The sequence below is a fragment of the Pseudomonas sp. Tul2A7 genome (genome assembly GCF_054790505.1).
This window is the reverse complement of the sequence record NZ_CP186499.1, coordinates 734,133-748,804: the sequence shown is the minus strand read 5'-3', so window position 1 is coordinate 748,804 and position 14,672 is coordinate 734,133. Positions and strand designations below refer to the sequence as shown.

The window sequence follows — 14,672 nt, the reverse complement described above, 5'->3', positions numbered from 1 at the left end:
GGATCACTATGCCGGCTTCATTCGTTCATCTACGCCTGCACACTGAATACTCCCTGGTCGACGGGCTGGTGCGGATCAAGCCGCTGGTCAAGGCGCTGACGGCCATGAACATGCCGGCGGTCGCGGTCACCGACCAGAACAACATGTGTTCTCTGGTCAAATTCTATAAAAACACCATGGGCGCGGGCATCAAGCCGATCTGCGGCGCCGACCTGTGGCTGTCGAACAAGGACCCGGACGCACCGCTGAGCCGGCTCAGCCTGTTGGTGATGAACGCCAAGGGTTATCGCAATCTCACCGAGTTGATCTCGCGCGGCTTCATCGAAGGCCAGCGTAACGGCATGATCATTGTCGAGCGCGAGTGGGTCGCTGAGGCCAACGAAGGCCTGATCATGCTGTCCGCCGCCAAAGAAGGCGAGATCGGCATGGCCATGATCGGCGGCAACCCGGCCGAAGCCGAAGCGCTCGCGCGTGAATGGATGGCGGTGTTCCCGGATCGTTTCTATCTGGAAATCCAGCGCACCAACCGTCCCAACGATGAAGAACAATTGCACGGCGCCGTGGCCCTCGCCGACAAGCTGGGCGCGCCGCTGGTGGCGACCAACGATGTGCGCTTCATCAAGCAGGAAGATTTCGCCGCCCACGAAACCCGCGTGTGCATCGGTGAGGGCCGTGCCCTCGACGATCCGCGGCGCTCGAAGAATTACAGCGATCAGCAATACCTGAAAAGCGCCGAGGAGATGATCGAGCTGTTCAGCGATATTCCCGACGCCATCGAAAACACCGTCGAAATCGCCAAGCGCTGCAACATCGAAGTGAAGCTGGGCACGCACTTTTTGCCCAACTTCCCGATTCCCGATGGCATGACCATCGACGAATATTTCCGCAAAGTCTCCTTCGACGGTCTCGAAGAACGCTTGTCGGTGCTGCTGCCCAAAGACACTACCGAAGACTACGAAGCCAAGCGTCAGGTCTACGTCGACCGGCTGAATTTCGAGCTGGATATCATCATCCAGATGGGCTTCCCCGGATACTTCCTGATCGTGATGGACTTTATCCAGTGGGCCAAGAACAACGGCGTGCCGGTAGGTCCGGGCCGTGGGTCGGGTGCCGGTTCGTTGGTGGCTTATGTACAGAAGATCACCGACCTCGATCCGCTGGAATACGACCTGCTGTTCGAACGTTTCCTTAACCCGGAACGGGTATCGATGCCCGACTTCGACGTCGACTTCTGCATGGACGGTCGTGACCGGGTGATCGACTACGTGGCCGAGAAATACGGCCGCAACGCGGTTAGCCAGATCATCACCTTCGGTTCCATGGCCGCCAAGGCTGTGGTGCGCGATGTGGCGCGGGTACAGGGCAAGTCCTATGGCCTGGCGGATCGTCTGTCGAAGATGATTCCGTTCGAAGTCGGCATGACCTTGGAAAAAGCCTACGAGCAGGAAGAAATCCTCCGTGACTTCATCAAGGTCGATGAAGAGGCTGCGGAAATCTGGGAGATGGCGCGCAAGCTCGAAGGCGTCGTGCGTAACGTCGGTAAACACGCCGGTGGTGTGGTAATCGCGCCGACCAAGCTGACTGACTTCTCGCCGATCTATTGCGATGAGGCCGGTGACGGTCTGGTAACCCAGTTCGACAAGGACGACGTTGAGGCGGCCGGTCTGGTGAAGTTCGACTTCCTTGGTCTGCGGACCCTGACGATCATCGACTGGGCACTGAAAACCATCAACCGCGACCGCGCCAAGGTCAACGAGCCGCCGCTGGATATTGCGTTTATCCCGCTGGACGACAAGCCGACCTACACGCTGTTGCAGAAAGCCGAAACCACTGCGGTGTTCCAGCTTGAATCCCGCGGCATGAAAGAGCTGATCAAAAAGCTCAAGCCCGACTGCCTGGAAGACTTGATCGCACTGGTGGCCCTGTTCCGTCCGGGCCCGCTGCAGTCCGGCATGGTGGATGACTTCATCAACCGTAAGCATGGTCGCGCCGAATTGGCGTACCCGCACTCGGATTACCAGTACGAAGGGTTAAAGCCTGTTCTGGCGCCGACTTACGGCATCATCCTGTATCAGGAACAGGTGATGCAGATTGCTCAGGTCATGGCCGGTTACACCCTCGGCGGTGCTGACATGCTCCGTCGCGCCATGGGTAAGAAGAAACCCGAGGAAATGGCCAAGCAGCGCGGCGGTTTCATTGAAGGTTGCGCGACCAACAATATCGACGCCGACCTCGCCGGTAACATTTTCGACCTGGTAGAAAAATTCGCCGGTTACGGCTTCAACAAATCCCACTCCGCCGCCTACGGCCTGGTCTCGTACCAGACGGCGTGGCTGAAAGCTCACTACCCGGCGCCGTTCATGGCTGCGGTACTTTCTGCGGATATGCACAACACCGACAAGGTCGTGACCTTGATCGAGGAAGTGCGCACGATGAAGCTGCGCCTCGACGCGCCGGACGTGAACACTTCGGAGTTCAAGTTCACGGTGAACGACGATGGCCGCATCGTCTACGGCCTGGGCGCGATCAAAGGTGTTGGTGAAGGCCCGGTTGAGGCCATTACCGAAGCGCGTCAGGCCGGTCCGTTCAAGGATCTGTTCGACTTCTGTGCCCGTGTCGACCTCAAGCGCATCAACAAACGTACGCTCGACGGTTTGATCCGCAGCGGTGCGCTGGATCGCCTGGGGCCGTATTTCCACGACGAACAAAAAGCCTATCAGGCCAACATCGATCGCAACCGCGCGGTGCTGCTGGCCGCGATGGAGGAAGCGATCAAATCCGCCGAACAGACTGCCCGCACCCACGACAGCGGTCACGCCGACCTGTTTGGCGGTTTGTTTGTCGAGGAGGACGCCGACGTTTACGCGGTGCATCGCAAGGCCAAGGAGTTGACCCTCAAGGAGCGCCTCAAAGGTGAGAAAGACACCTTGGGCCTGTATCTGACCGGTCACCCGATCGACGAATACGAAGGCGAGATTCGCCGTTTCGCCCGTCAGCGCATCATCGACCTGAAACCGGCCCGGGATACGCAAACCGTGGCGGGGATGATCATTGCCCTGCGCGTGATGAAGAACAAGAAGGGCGACAAGATGGGCTTCATCACCCTCGACGACCGCTCTGGTCGGATCGAGGCATCGTTGTTTGCCGATGCGTTCCATTCTGCGCAATCGCTGTTGCAGACCGATGCGATGGTGGTGGTCGAAGGCGAAGTCAGCAATGACGATTTCTCCGGTGGCCTGCGCCTGCGGGTCAAACGCGTGATGAGCATGGAAGATGCGCGCACCAACCTCGCCGAGAGCCTGCGCCTGAAACTGCAAACTCAGGACCTGAAAGGCGATCAACTACGCTGGTTGGGTGATTTGCTCAAGCGTCATCGCGGCGCTTGTCCGATCACCATGGAGTACACCAGCCCGGATGCGAAGACCTTGCTGCAGTTCGGCGAGACGTGGCGAATTGATCCGGCGGATGCCTTGATTCAGGCTCTGCGTGACCAGTTCGGGCGAGACAACGTCTTCCTCCAATACCGTTGACCGGCAAGTGCCATCATTGCGCTTGCCCGCAACCTGAATTTTTAATCTCGACCTCAGCGCGCCTCTCCCTTAAGGTAGGGCGCGAATAGACAACCGGCCGGCCCAAGCTCATTTGGGACACGACCCAAGACGGACGCCTATGAACCCGAATTTTCTAGATTTCGAACAGCCGATCGCCGACCTGCAAGCCAAGATCGAAGAGTTGCGCTTGGTCGGTAATGACAATTCGCTGAATATCGGCGATGAGATCTCCCGCCTGCAGGACAAGAGCAAAACGCTGACCGAAGACATCTTCGGCAAGCTGACCAGCTGGCAGATCGCACGCTTGGCGCGTCACCCGAAACGCCCGTACACCCTCGACTACATCGAACACATCTTCACCGAGTTCGACGAGCTGCACGGCGACCGTCACTTCTCTGATGACGCTGCCATCGTTGGCGGCATCGCCCGTCTGGAAGATCAGCCGGTGATGATCATCGGCCACCAGAAGGGCCGTGAAGTGCGCGAGAAGGTACGCCGCAACTTCGGCATGCCGCGTCCGGAAGGCTACCGCAAGGCTTGCCGCCTGATGGAAATGGCCGAGCGTTTCAAAATGCCGATCCTGACCTTCATCGACACCCCGGGCGCTTACCCTGGGATCGACGCTGAAGAGCGCAACCAGAGCGAAGCGATTGCCTGGAACCTGCGTGTGATGTCGCGCCTGAAAACCCCGATCATCGCTACCGTTATCGGTGAGGGTGGTTCCGGTGGTGCGCTGGCCATCGGCGTCTGCGATCAGTTGAACATGCTGCAATATTCGACCTACGCGGTGATCTCGCCGGAAGGTTGTGCTTCGATTCTGTGGAAAACCGCAGAAAAAGCGCCGGATGCTGCTGAGGCGATGGGCATTACCGCTGAGCGTCTGAAAGGCCTCGGCATCGTCGATAAAGTTATCGGCGAGCCTCTGGGTGGTGCGCACCGTGATCCAGCCGCTGCTGCGGCGTCGATCCGTGCCGAGCTGAGCTCGCAACTGGCGATGCTGAAGAAGTTCGATAACGAAGCGCTGTTGAAGCGCCGTTATGATCGACTGATGAGCTACGGTCTCTAAAGCCGAGCGCTACCCCCCTGTAGGAGTGAGCCTGCTCGCGATAGCGATGTAACATTCAACCCATGTGTTGGCTGTCACACCGCTATCGCGAGCAGGCTCACTCCTGCATTTGTTTTGGGGCAAAGAGTTAGATATGGGTCAGTCCATGATTGATTTGCCTTCCCGGCTTTTGCGCAACCTTGAGCCTTGGCGCAACGCCGCTCATTGGCGCATCGCGTTTTCCGGCGGCCTCGACTCCTCTGTCCTGCTGCATCTGCTTGCCTCTCTCGCCAAAACCGAATCCTTTCCCCCGTTAAGCGCTATCCATATCCATCACGGCCTTCAGGCTGCGGCCGATGCGTGGCCGCAACATTGCCAGTCTGTCTGCGACGCGCTGGGCGTGCCGCTGCTGATCGAGCGCGTGACAGTGCAACCGGGTGCAAGTCTGGAGCGGGCGGCGCGGGATGCGCGTTACGCGGTGTTCAGTTCGCTGACGCAAGCCAATGACGTGTTGCTCACTGGCCAGCATCGTGATGATCAAGCGGAAACGCTGTTGTTTCGATTCATGCGTGGTGCGGGTGTGCGCGGATTGGCAGGGATGCCCAAGCAGCGACCAGTCGGGCAGGGCACACTGATTCGTCCGTTACTGGATGTCTCTCGTTCCGAGCTGGAAGCGTATGCGCAGGCTCACCAATTAGTCTGGATCGAAGACCCATCGAATCAGGATCGGCAGTTCTCGCGCAACTACTTGCGCCATCAAGTCATGCCGCGGCTGACTGAGCGCTGGCCGCAAGCGCAGGCGAGCATGGCCCGCAGCGCTGCGCATTTGCGTGAAGCCCAGGGACTGCTCGATGAGCTGGCGCAGATTGATCTGGCTGACGCCGCCACCGCGCATGAATTCGAATGGCTGGGATTGCCGTCATTGGAACTGGCACCCCTGGCTGCATTGTCTGTCGCTCGTCAACGAAATGCCCTTAGCCACTGGCTGGAACCACTGACCCGACTACCCGACACCGACCATTGGTCGGGTTGGGCGAATCTGTGCGACGCCGCCCATGACGCAGCGCCAATCTGGCGTCTGGCCGATGGCGAACTGCACCGCAGCGCCGGCCGTCTGTGGTGGCTCAGGGGTGACTGGCTGCGTACGCCAGTGATCGGCTGCGAGTGGCAGAGCCCGTCTTCAGCACTACGCTTGGCCGATAACGGACATGTCACGTTCAGCGGGCAGACTCCCGTCGGGCCTTTGCGCATTGCCTATCGTCAGGGCGGTGAAGTCATGCATCTGGGTGATCGCGGCCATCGTGATCTCAAGCGCCTGCTCAATGAGCGCGCGGTGCCGGGCTTCGTGCGTGGCAGATTGCCGCTGCTGTTTCGCGACGATGAATTGCTCGCGGTGGCGAACCTGCCGGGACTTGATGGCGATATGCACGAGGGCTGGAAATTGCATTGGCTGCCAACAGACGAAGATCAAGGTTTGAGCTGAAAGGAGCATTCCGGTAGACTACGCTCCCTTCTTGATACAACTTCTGTGGATTCGCCTGAATTGCAGGAGTTGCCGATTACCAAGCAGTCTTTGCTGGGCGATTCCAAAAAATGTGTAGCGAGCAACGTACCGGTGTTTCACCTGCCGGTCTGTCCCAACGCGGCGGTTTTTTTGAAAGGTGCACTGTGATTAATGCAGGTGATCGGGGGCTTCGGCCTTCCTTCGCTTTCCCCGGCGGCTCGTACCGCTTTAACGCAGACTTCTAGGGTTTTTCATGACGCGCTACATATTCGTCACGGGCGGTGTTGTTTCTTCATTGGGGAAAGGCATTGCATCGGCTTCATTGGCGGCCATCCTGGAGGCGCGGGGACTTAAGGTCACCATGCTGAAGCTGGACCCGTACATCAACGTCGACCCGGGCACCATGAGCCCGTTCCAGCACGGTGAAGTGTTCGTCACCCACGACGGCGCCGAGACCGACCTGGACCTGGGTCACTACGAGCGGTTCATCCGCACGACCATGACCCAGAACAACAACTTCACCACTGGCCGTGTCTACGAGCACGTGCTGCGCAAAGAGCGCCGTGGTGACTACCTGGGTGCGACCATCCAGGTAATCCCGCACATCACCGACGAAATCAAGCGCCGCATCATCAAGGGTGCCGGTGACGCTGACGTGGCGATGGTTGAAATCGGTGGCACCGTCGGTGACATCGAGTCGCAACCGTTCCTCGAAGCCATCCGTCAACTGCGTTTCGAAGTCGGCGCCAAGCGCGCGATGCTGATGCACCTGACGCTGGTGCCGTACATCGCCACCGCTGGCGAAACCAAGACCAAACCAACTCAGCACTCGGTAAAAGAGCTGCGTTCGATCGGCCTGCAGCCTGACGTGCTGGTGTGCCGTTCCGATCACCCGATCGATATCTCGTCGCGTCGCAAGATCGCTCAGTTCACCAACGTTGAAGAACGTGCGGTGATCGCGCTGGAAGACGCCGACACCATCTACAAGATCCCGGGCATCCTGCACTCGCAGGGTCTGGACGATTTCGTCGTTGAGCGTTTCGGTCTGCAATGCGGCAGCGCTGACCTGTCCGAGTGGGAAGCGGTGGTTGACGCCAAGCTGAACCCGGAACACGAAGTGACCATCGCCATGGTCGGCAAGTACATGGAGCTGCTCGACGCTTACAAGTCGTTGATCGAAGCGATGAGTCACGCCGGCATCAGCAACCGCACCAAGGTCAATCTGCGTTACATCGATTCCGAAGACATCGAAAACCAGGGCACTGCGCTGCTCGAAGGTGTTGATGCGATTCTCGTACCGGGCGGCTTCGGTCTGCGCGGCGTGGAAGGCAAGATCACTGCCGTTCAGTACGCTCGTGAGAACAAGGTTCCGTACCTGGGTATCTGCCTGGGCATGCAAGTGGCGGTCATCGAGTTCGCCCGTAACGTGATGGGCTGGAAAGACGCCAACTCCACCGAGTTCGACCGCGCCAGCGGCCACCCGGTTGTGGGTCTGATCACCGAATGGGAAGACGCGACCGGCGCCGTTGAAGTGCGTACCGAAGCGTCCGATCTGGGCGGCACGATGCGCCTCGGCGCTCAGGAATGCCTGCTTGAAGCCGGCTCCAAGGTGCACGACTGCTACGCCAAGGATGTGATTGTCGAGCGTCACCGTCACCGTTACGAAGTGAACAACAAGCTGCTGCCACAACTGATCGAAGCCGGCCTGAAAATCTCCGGTCGCTCGGCTGACGCAGCGCTGGTTGAAGTGGTTGAAGCAGCGGATCATCCATGGTTCGTCGCTTGCCAGTTCCACCCAGAGTTCACCTCGACACCACGTGATGGCCATCCGCTGTTCAGCGGTTTTGTCAAAGCAGCATTGGCTCAACACCAGAAGAAGGCGTAACCCCGATGGCACAGAAGATCATCCGCGTCGGCGACATCGAGATTGCCAACGACAAACCCATGGTGCTGTTCGGTGGCATGAACGTGCTGGAAAGCCGCGACATGGCCATGCAGGTTTGCGAGGAGTATGTGAAGGTCACCGAGAAACTCGGTATCCCTTACGTGTTCAAGGCCAGTTTCGACAAGGCCAACCGTTCTTCTGTGACCTCCTATCGTGGTCCTGGCCTGGAAGAGGGCATGCGCATCTTCCAGGACATCAAACAAGCCTTCGGCGTGCCGATCATCACCGACGTCCACGAGCCTGACCAGGCCGCGGTCGTCGCTGAGGTCTGCGACATCATCCAGCTGCCGGCCTTCCTGTCGCGCCAGACCGATCTGGTTGTCGCGATGGCCAAGACCAATGCAGTGATCAACATCAAGAAAGCCCAGTTCCTCGCGCCTCAGGAAATGAAACACATCCTGAACAAGTGCGTGGAAGCGGGTAACGATCAGTTGATCCTCTGCGAGCGTGGTTCGAGCTTCGGCTACAACAACCTCGTGGTCGATATGCTCGGCTTCGGCATCATGAAACAGTTCGAGTACCCGGTTTTCTTCGACGTGACCCACGCGCTGCAAATGCCGGGTGGTCGTGCCGACTCCGCCGGCGGTCGCCGCGCACAGGTTCTGGATCTGGCCAAGGCCGGCATGAGCCAGTCGCTGGCGGGTCTGTTCCTTGAAGCACATCCGGATCCGGACAACGCCAAATGCGACGGCCCTTGCGCCTTGCGTCTGGACAAACTGGAGCCATTCCTGGCCCAGCTCAAAGCTCTGGACGAACTGGTGAAGAGTTTTCCGACGGTAGAAACCGCGTAACACTCAATTCTCCGGTAAAGTACCGCACGATTTGTCGCTCATGCCCTCGGGCATGAGCGTTATCGTCTGCAAGTCTGCCCGCTGCACACCCCTTGCCGACGGTAAAAAGATTTCCTCTAGCTGCGTCGTTTTCGTCAACTTTGGAGTGTTTACAACAATGGCAAAAATCGTCGACATCAAAGGTCGTGAAGTTCTCGACTCCCGTGGCAATCCCACCGTGGAAGCGGACGTGCTTCTCGACAACGGCATCATCGGCAGCGCTTGCGCGCCGTCCGGTGCATCCACTGGCTCGCGTGAAGCGCTCGAGCTGCGTGATGGCGACAAGAGCCGTTACCTGGGCAAGGGCGTGCTCAAAGCGGTAGCCAACATCAACGGTCCGATCCGCGATCTGCTGCTGGGCACCGACCCAAGCGACCAGAAAGCCCTGGATCACGCGATGATCAAGCTCGACGGTACCGAAAACAAAGCGACCCTGGGCGCCAACGCCATCCTCGCTGTGTCTCTGGCTGCGGCCAAGGCTGCTGCGCAGGACCAGGACCTGCCGCTGTACGCACACATCGCCAACCTCAACGGCACGCCGGGTGTTTACTCGATGCCGGTACCGATGATGAACATCATCAACGGTGGCGAGCACGCCGATAACAACGTCGATATTCAGGAATTCATGGTGCAGCCGGTTGGCGCCAAGTCGTTCTCGGAAGGTCTGCGCATGGGCACCGAGATTTTCCATCACTTGAAAGCTGTGCTGAAGGCCCGTGGCCTGAGCACTGCCGTTGGCGACGAAGGCGGTTTCGCACCTAACCTGGCGTCCAACGAAGACGCGCTGAAAGTGATCTCGGAAGCGGTGGCCAACGCCGGTTACAAGCTGGGCACCGACGTGACCCTGGCGCTGGACTGCGCGGCCAGCGAATTCTACGAAGACGGCAAGTACAACCTGTCCGGCGAAGGTCAGGTGTTCACCGCTGAAGGTTTCGCTGATTACCTGAAAGGTCTGACCGAACGTTATCCGATCATCTCGATCGAAGACGGTCTGGACGAGTCCGACTGGGCTGGCTGGAAGATCCTCACCGACAAGATCGGCGAGAAGGTTCAACTGGTGGGCGACGACCTGTTCGTCACCAACACCAAGATCCTGAAAGAGGGCATCGATAAAAACATCGCCAACTCGATCCTGATCAAGTTCAACCAGATCGGCACCCTGACCGAAACCCTGGAAGCCATCCAGATGGCCAAGGCTGCCGGTTACACCGCAGTGATCTCGCACCGTTCGGGCGAAACCGAAGATTCGACCATTGCCGACCTGGCCGTGGGCACCTCGGCTGGCCAGATCAAGACCGGTTCGCTGTGCCGTTCCGACCGCGTTTCCAAGTACAACCAACTGCTGCGTATCGAAGAGCAGTTGAATGGCAAGGCCAAGTACAACGGTCGCAGCGAATTCCGCGGCTAAGTACAAATCGATGGAAGGACACCGGATTGTGTCGAAAAAGTCGTGACAGCGATGGATTTGCCACTAATCTGATGCCTTAACAGCACAAGCCTGGGTCTTCCAGGCTTCGTGCTATCAGATGCTTCAAAGTTTTGGCGTGGCTGTCTTTTTTCACTGGATACCTGATATTCGATGCGCAGTCCTTACTGGTTGTTTCTCGTTTTGCTCTTGCTACTGGCCGGTCTGCAGTACCGCCTGTGGGTGGGCAATGGCAGTCTGGCGCAAGTCGCCGAGCTGAATCAGCAGATTGCTGATCAACACGCCGAGAACGAAGGTTTGCTGGAGCGCAACCGAGTGATGGACGCTGAAGTCAGCGAGTTGAAAAAGGGCATGGAGACCGTTGAAGAACGGGCTCGTCACGAACTGGGCATGGTCAAGGACGGCGAAACCCTTTACCAGTTGGCCCAATGATCAATTCCCTGCCGGCCTTCTGGGCCGTGATTCCTGCCGCGGGCGTCGGTGCCCGAATGGCCGCGGACCGTCCCAAGCAATACTTGCAACTGGGCGGGCGCACAATTCTCGAACACAGCCTCGGTTGTTTCCTTGATCACCCAAGCCTTAAAGGGCTGGTGGTCAGTCTTGCGGTTGATGATCCTTACTGGCCGAACCTGGCGTGCGTCAACGATCCGCGCATTCAGCGGGTTGACGGCGGGGCCGAGCGTTCCGGTTCGGTGCTCAATGCCTTGCTGCACTTGCACGCGCAGGGTGCCGATGATGAGGATTGGGTGCTGGTGCACGATGCGGCACGACCGAATCTGAGTCGCGAAGATCTCGACAAGTTACTCGATGAACTGGCGGATGATCCGGTCGGCGGTTTGCTCGCCGTCCCTGCGCGCGACACGTTGAAGCGCGTCGATAAGCATGGGCGCGTTGTGGAAACCGTGGATCGTAGTGTGATCTGGCAAGCCTATACGCCGCAGATGTTTCGCCTCGGTGCGTTGCATCGGGCGTTGGCGGACAGTCTGGTGGCGGATGCGCTGATTACTGATGAAGCTTCAGCGATGGAGTGGGCGGGGCTGAAGCCGCGTCTGATTGAAGGGCGGGCGGATAACCTCAAGGTCACCCGGCCTGAAGATCTCGAATGGTTGCGTCAGCGTTGGGCTAACCGCCGCTGAGTGCAGTGGCGCTTTTCAGAATGCCTTCGCGAGCAGGCTCGCTCCCACATTTGATTTGTGCCAGCCACACGTTTCGCATCCACTGAAAATCCCCTGTGGGAGCGAGCCTGCTCGCGAAAGCGATAGTTCAGGCAACCCATCGCTCAACTCCGATATTCGGGCCGCTCAGCCAACCCTTCCTTGAGAAAATCCACCAGCTTGCGCACCTTCGGCGACAGGTGCCGCTGCTGCGGATACAACGCCCACACCGCCGTATTCGGCGGCTGATGCGCCTCCAGCAACGAAATCAGTGCACCGCTGTGCAGATGCTCCAGCACGTAATAATCCGGCAACTGACACAACCCCACTCCCTGCAACGCCGCATCCAGCACCGCTTGCCCACTGTTGCAGCGCCAGTTGCCCTGCACGCGCTGGGAAAACTCGCGCCCGTTTTGCTCAAGCTGCCAGATGTCCGAGCTGCCGATCAGGCAATTGTGCCGACTCAATTCCGACAGGCTGTGTGGGCGGCCGTACCGCTCAACGTAGGAGGGTGACGCGCAGAGATACATGCGCCGTGGCGCCAAGCGTGTCGCGACCAACCGCGAGTCCTGCAAACGTCCCAGACGAATCGCCAGATCCAGCCCTTCATGCACCAGATCGAGCTGGCGATTGCTCACTTCGATATCGATGCGCAGTTGCGGATACAGCCCCATGAACCGCGTGACCAGCGGCACGATAAAGCGCTCGCCGTACGCGACGGCACAGGTCATGCGCAACATGCCTTTCGGTTCGCTGGTCAGATCGCCGACTGCACGCAAGGCTTCTTCGCGACCGTCCTGCAAGCGTTGGCAATGTTGCAGAAAGGTCTGCCCGGCCTCGGTCAGCGTCACCCGGCGGGTGCTGCGATAGAGCAGGCGCGTCTGAAGTCTTTCTTCCAGGCGTACGATTTGTCGACTGATGTGCGAGGACGAAACCCCAAGACGTTCGGCAGCGGCAGTGAACTGGCTGCACTCAGCAACGGCGACGAACTCGTCGATGCCTTCCCAGCGGTTTTCGGACATCAGGATTATCCCTGTATGGCAATAATGTTTTGCTTTTGTCCTGATTATTCATCGTAAAGCTGTGTATTACACTCCTTGTCTGGTTTTTTATTCATTGGATTCACTGGAGAGTCAGCATGATCAAGTCGCGCGCCGCCGTTGCCTTCGAGGCCAAAAAGCCGCTGGAAATCGTAGAAGTCGATGTCGCCATGCCCAAGGCCGGTGAAGTCCTGCTGCGCGTAGTCGCTTCCGGGGTTTGCCACACGGATGCCTACACCCTGTCCGGTGCTGATCCGGAAGGCATCTTTCCGTCGATCCTCGGTCACGAGGGCGGCGCCATCGTTGAAGCCATCGGCGAGGGCGTGACTTCGGTTGCCGTAGGCGATCACGTCATTCCGCTGTACACCCCGGAATGCGGCCAGTGCAAATTCTGCAAGTCGGGCAAGACCAACCTGTGTCAGGCAATTCGCGCGACTCAGGGCAAAGGCTTGATGCCGGACGGCACTTCGCGCTTTTCCTACAAGGGCGAAACGATTTTCCACTACATGGGTACGTCGACGTTCTCGGAATACACCGTGTTGCCGGAAATCTCCGTGGCCAAGATCTCCAAGGATGCGCCACTGGAAAAGGTCTGCCTGCTCGGTTGCGGCGTCACCACCGGTATCGGTGCCGTGCTTAACACCGCCAAGGTCAAACCGGGTGACACCGTGGCCATCTTCGGTCTGGGTGGCATCGGTCTGTCGGCAGTGATCGGAGCGGTGAAAGCCAAGGCTGCGCGCATCATCGCCATCGACATCAACCCGGCCAAGTTCGAGATCGCCAAGCAACTGGGTGCAACCGACTGCGTGAACCCGAAAGATTTCGATCGTCCGATCCAGGAAGTGATCGTCGACATGACCGATGGCGGCGTCGACTTCTCCTTCGAATGCATCGGCAACGTGCAACTGATGCGCGCAGCGCTTGAGTGCTGCCACAAGGGTTGGGGCGAGTCGGTGATTATCGGCGTTGCCGGTGCCGGTCAGGAAATCTCCACCCGTCCATTCCAGTTGGTCACCGGTCGCGTCTGGCGCGGTTCGGCATTCGGCGGCGTGCGCGGTCGTACCGAGTTGCCAAGCTACGTCGACATGGCGCAAAGCGGCGAGATCCCGCTGGATACTTTCATCACCCACACCATGGGCCTGGAAGACATCAACAAGGCCTTCGACCTGATGCACGAAGGCAAGAGCATCCGTACCGTCATTCATTTCTAAACGCAGCCCCAAGTTACGAGCTTCAAGCTGCAAGTCAGGCCGCTTTTGCCTTTGCCTGCAGCTCGAAGCTTGCCGCTTGCAGCTGGGAGAACCCCCATGAGTCTGGAAAACATCTCCTGTCAGAAAAGTTTCGGCGGTTGGCACAAGCGCTATCGCCATCGTTCCGATGTGCTCGGCTGTGACATGGTGTTTGCCGTGTACCTGCCGCCGCAGGCGGAGCAGGGTGGCAAGCTGCCGGTGCTCTACTGGCTGTCAGGCCTGACCTGCACCGACGAGAACTTTATGCAGAAGGCCGGCGCGATGCGCATGGCTGCCGAACTGGGTCTGATCATCGTTGCGCCGGACACCAGTCCGCGTGGTCCGGATGTGCCGGGCGATCCGGATGGTGCATGGGATTTTGGTCTCGGCGCCGGGTTCTATCTGAATGCCACGCAAGAACCTTGGTCGCGCCACTATCGGATGCATGACTATGTCGTGCAGGAATTGCCGTCACTGGTTGAAGCGCATTTCCCAGCGTCAGACAAACGCAGCATCAGCGGACACTCCATGGGTGGCCACGGTGCGTTGGTCTGCGCGTTGCGCAATCCTGGGCGTTACCAATCGGTGTCGGCTTTTTCGCCGATCAACAACCCGATGGATTGCCCGTGGGGCCAAAAGGCGTTCTCCCGCTACCTGGGCGAAGACCGTTCGAAGTGGAAAGAGTGGGATGCCTGCGCGCTGATCGCCGAAGCGGATGAAAAATTGCCGCTGCTGGTTGATCAAGGTGATCGCGACGACTTCCTCGAAAATCAGCTCAAACCCGAAGCCCTGCAACAAGCGGCAAAACAAGCGGGCCATCCGCTGACGTTGCGCCTGCAACCGGGCTACGACCACAGCTATTTCTTCATCTCAAGCTTTATAGACGACCACTTGCAGCATCACGCACGCGCCCTGCGCGGTTAATGCAGGTAGAATCACGCCCTGACA

The 14,672-nt window shown here is 58.8% G+C and carries 11 protein-coding genes; 10 read left to right on the top strand and 1 reads right to left on the bottom strand.

The window, feature by feature from the left end:
• Positions 1-8: 8 nt before the first annotated feature.
• From dnaE to ispD, 8 genes are all read left to right on the top strand, one after another.
• Entirely contained in the window at positions 9-3,530 is a 3,522-nt protein-coding gene (dnaE, locus tag ACOYXJ_RS03580; protein ID WP_102902613.1) for a DNA polymerase III subunit alpha, read from the top strand.
• A 139-nt stretch (positions 3,531-3,669) separates the two neighbouring features.
• A complete protein-coding gene (locus ACOYXJ_RS03575; RefSeq protein ID WP_038357918.1) occupies positions 3,670-4,617 on the top strand; it encodes an acetyl-CoA carboxylase carboxyltransferase subunit alpha in 948 nt (315 codons plus the stop codon).
• 133 nt (positions 4,618-4,750) lie between these two features.
• Positions 4,751-6,079, top strand: coding sequence for a tRNA lysidine(34) synthetase TilS (gene tilS / locus ACOYXJ_RS03570; RefSeq protein WP_460367935.1), 1,329 nt, complete (start codon positions 4,751-4,753; stop codon positions 6,077-6,079).
• A gap of 274 nt (positions 6,080-6,353) precedes the next feature.
• Positions 6,354-7,985, top strand: a complete 1,632-nt coding sequence (locus ACOYXJ_RS03565; protein WP_053117648.1) for a CTP synthase — start codon at positions 6,354-6,356, stop codon at positions 7,983-7,985.
• 5 nt (positions 7,986-7,990) lie between these two features.
• The gene (gene kdsA, locus ACOYXJ_RS03560) at positions 7,991-8,836 is read left to right on the top strand and encodes a 3-deoxy-8-phosphooctulonate synthase (RefSeq protein ID WP_016985082.1); all 846 of its coding nucleotides are present in this window, start codon (positions 7,991-7,993) and stop codon (positions 8,834-8,836) included.
• Between the two features lie 157 nt (positions 8,837-8,993).
• A complete protein-coding gene (eno, locus tag ACOYXJ_RS03555) occupies positions 8,994-10,283 on the top strand; it encodes a phosphopyruvate hydratase (protein WP_007908839.1) in 1,290 nt (429 codons plus the stop codon).
• A 171-nt stretch (positions 10,284-10,454) separates the two neighbouring features.
• Entirely contained in the window at positions 10,455-10,733 is a 279-nt protein-coding gene (ftsB, locus tag ACOYXJ_RS03550; RefSeq protein ID WP_007908838.1) for a cell division protein FtsB, read from the top strand.
• Positions 10,730-11,437, top strand: a complete 708-nt coding sequence (gene ispD / locus ACOYXJ_RS03545) for a 2-C-methyl-D-erythritol 4-phosphate cytidylyltransferase (RefSeq protein WP_150792486.1) — start codon at positions 10,730-10,732, stop codon at positions 11,435-11,437. The genes ftsB and ispD overlap by 4 nt, the downstream gene beginning before the upstream one ends.
• Before the next feature lie 143 nt (positions 11,438-11,580).
• Here ispD and ACOYXJ_RS03540 read toward each other — a convergent pair whose 3' ends face one another.
• On the bottom strand, positions 11,581-12,477 hold the full coding sequence (locus ACOYXJ_RS03540) for a LysR family transcriptional regulator (RefSeq protein WP_460367931.1): 897 nt from the start codon (positions 12,475-12,477) through the stop codon (positions 11,581-11,583).
• A gap of 116 nt (positions 12,478-12,593) precedes the next feature.
• Between ACOYXJ_RS03540 and ACOYXJ_RS03535 the strand changes: the two genes are divergently transcribed.
• Both ACOYXJ_RS03535 and fghA read left to right on the top strand, forming a co-directional pair.
• On the top strand, positions 12,594-13,706 hold the full coding sequence (locus ACOYXJ_RS03535; RefSeq protein ID WP_008081726.1) for an S-(hydroxymethyl)glutathione dehydrogenase/class III alcohol dehydrogenase: 1,113 nt from the start codon (positions 12,594-12,596) through the stop codon (positions 13,704-13,706).
• A 96-nt stretch (positions 13,707-13,802) separates the two neighbouring features.
• Positions 13,803-14,648, top strand: a complete 846-nt coding sequence (fghA, locus tag ACOYXJ_RS03530; protein WP_110720135.1) for an S-formylglutathione hydrolase — start codon at positions 13,803-13,805, stop codon at positions 14,646-14,648.
• Positions 14,649-14,672 lie beyond the last annotated feature (24 nt).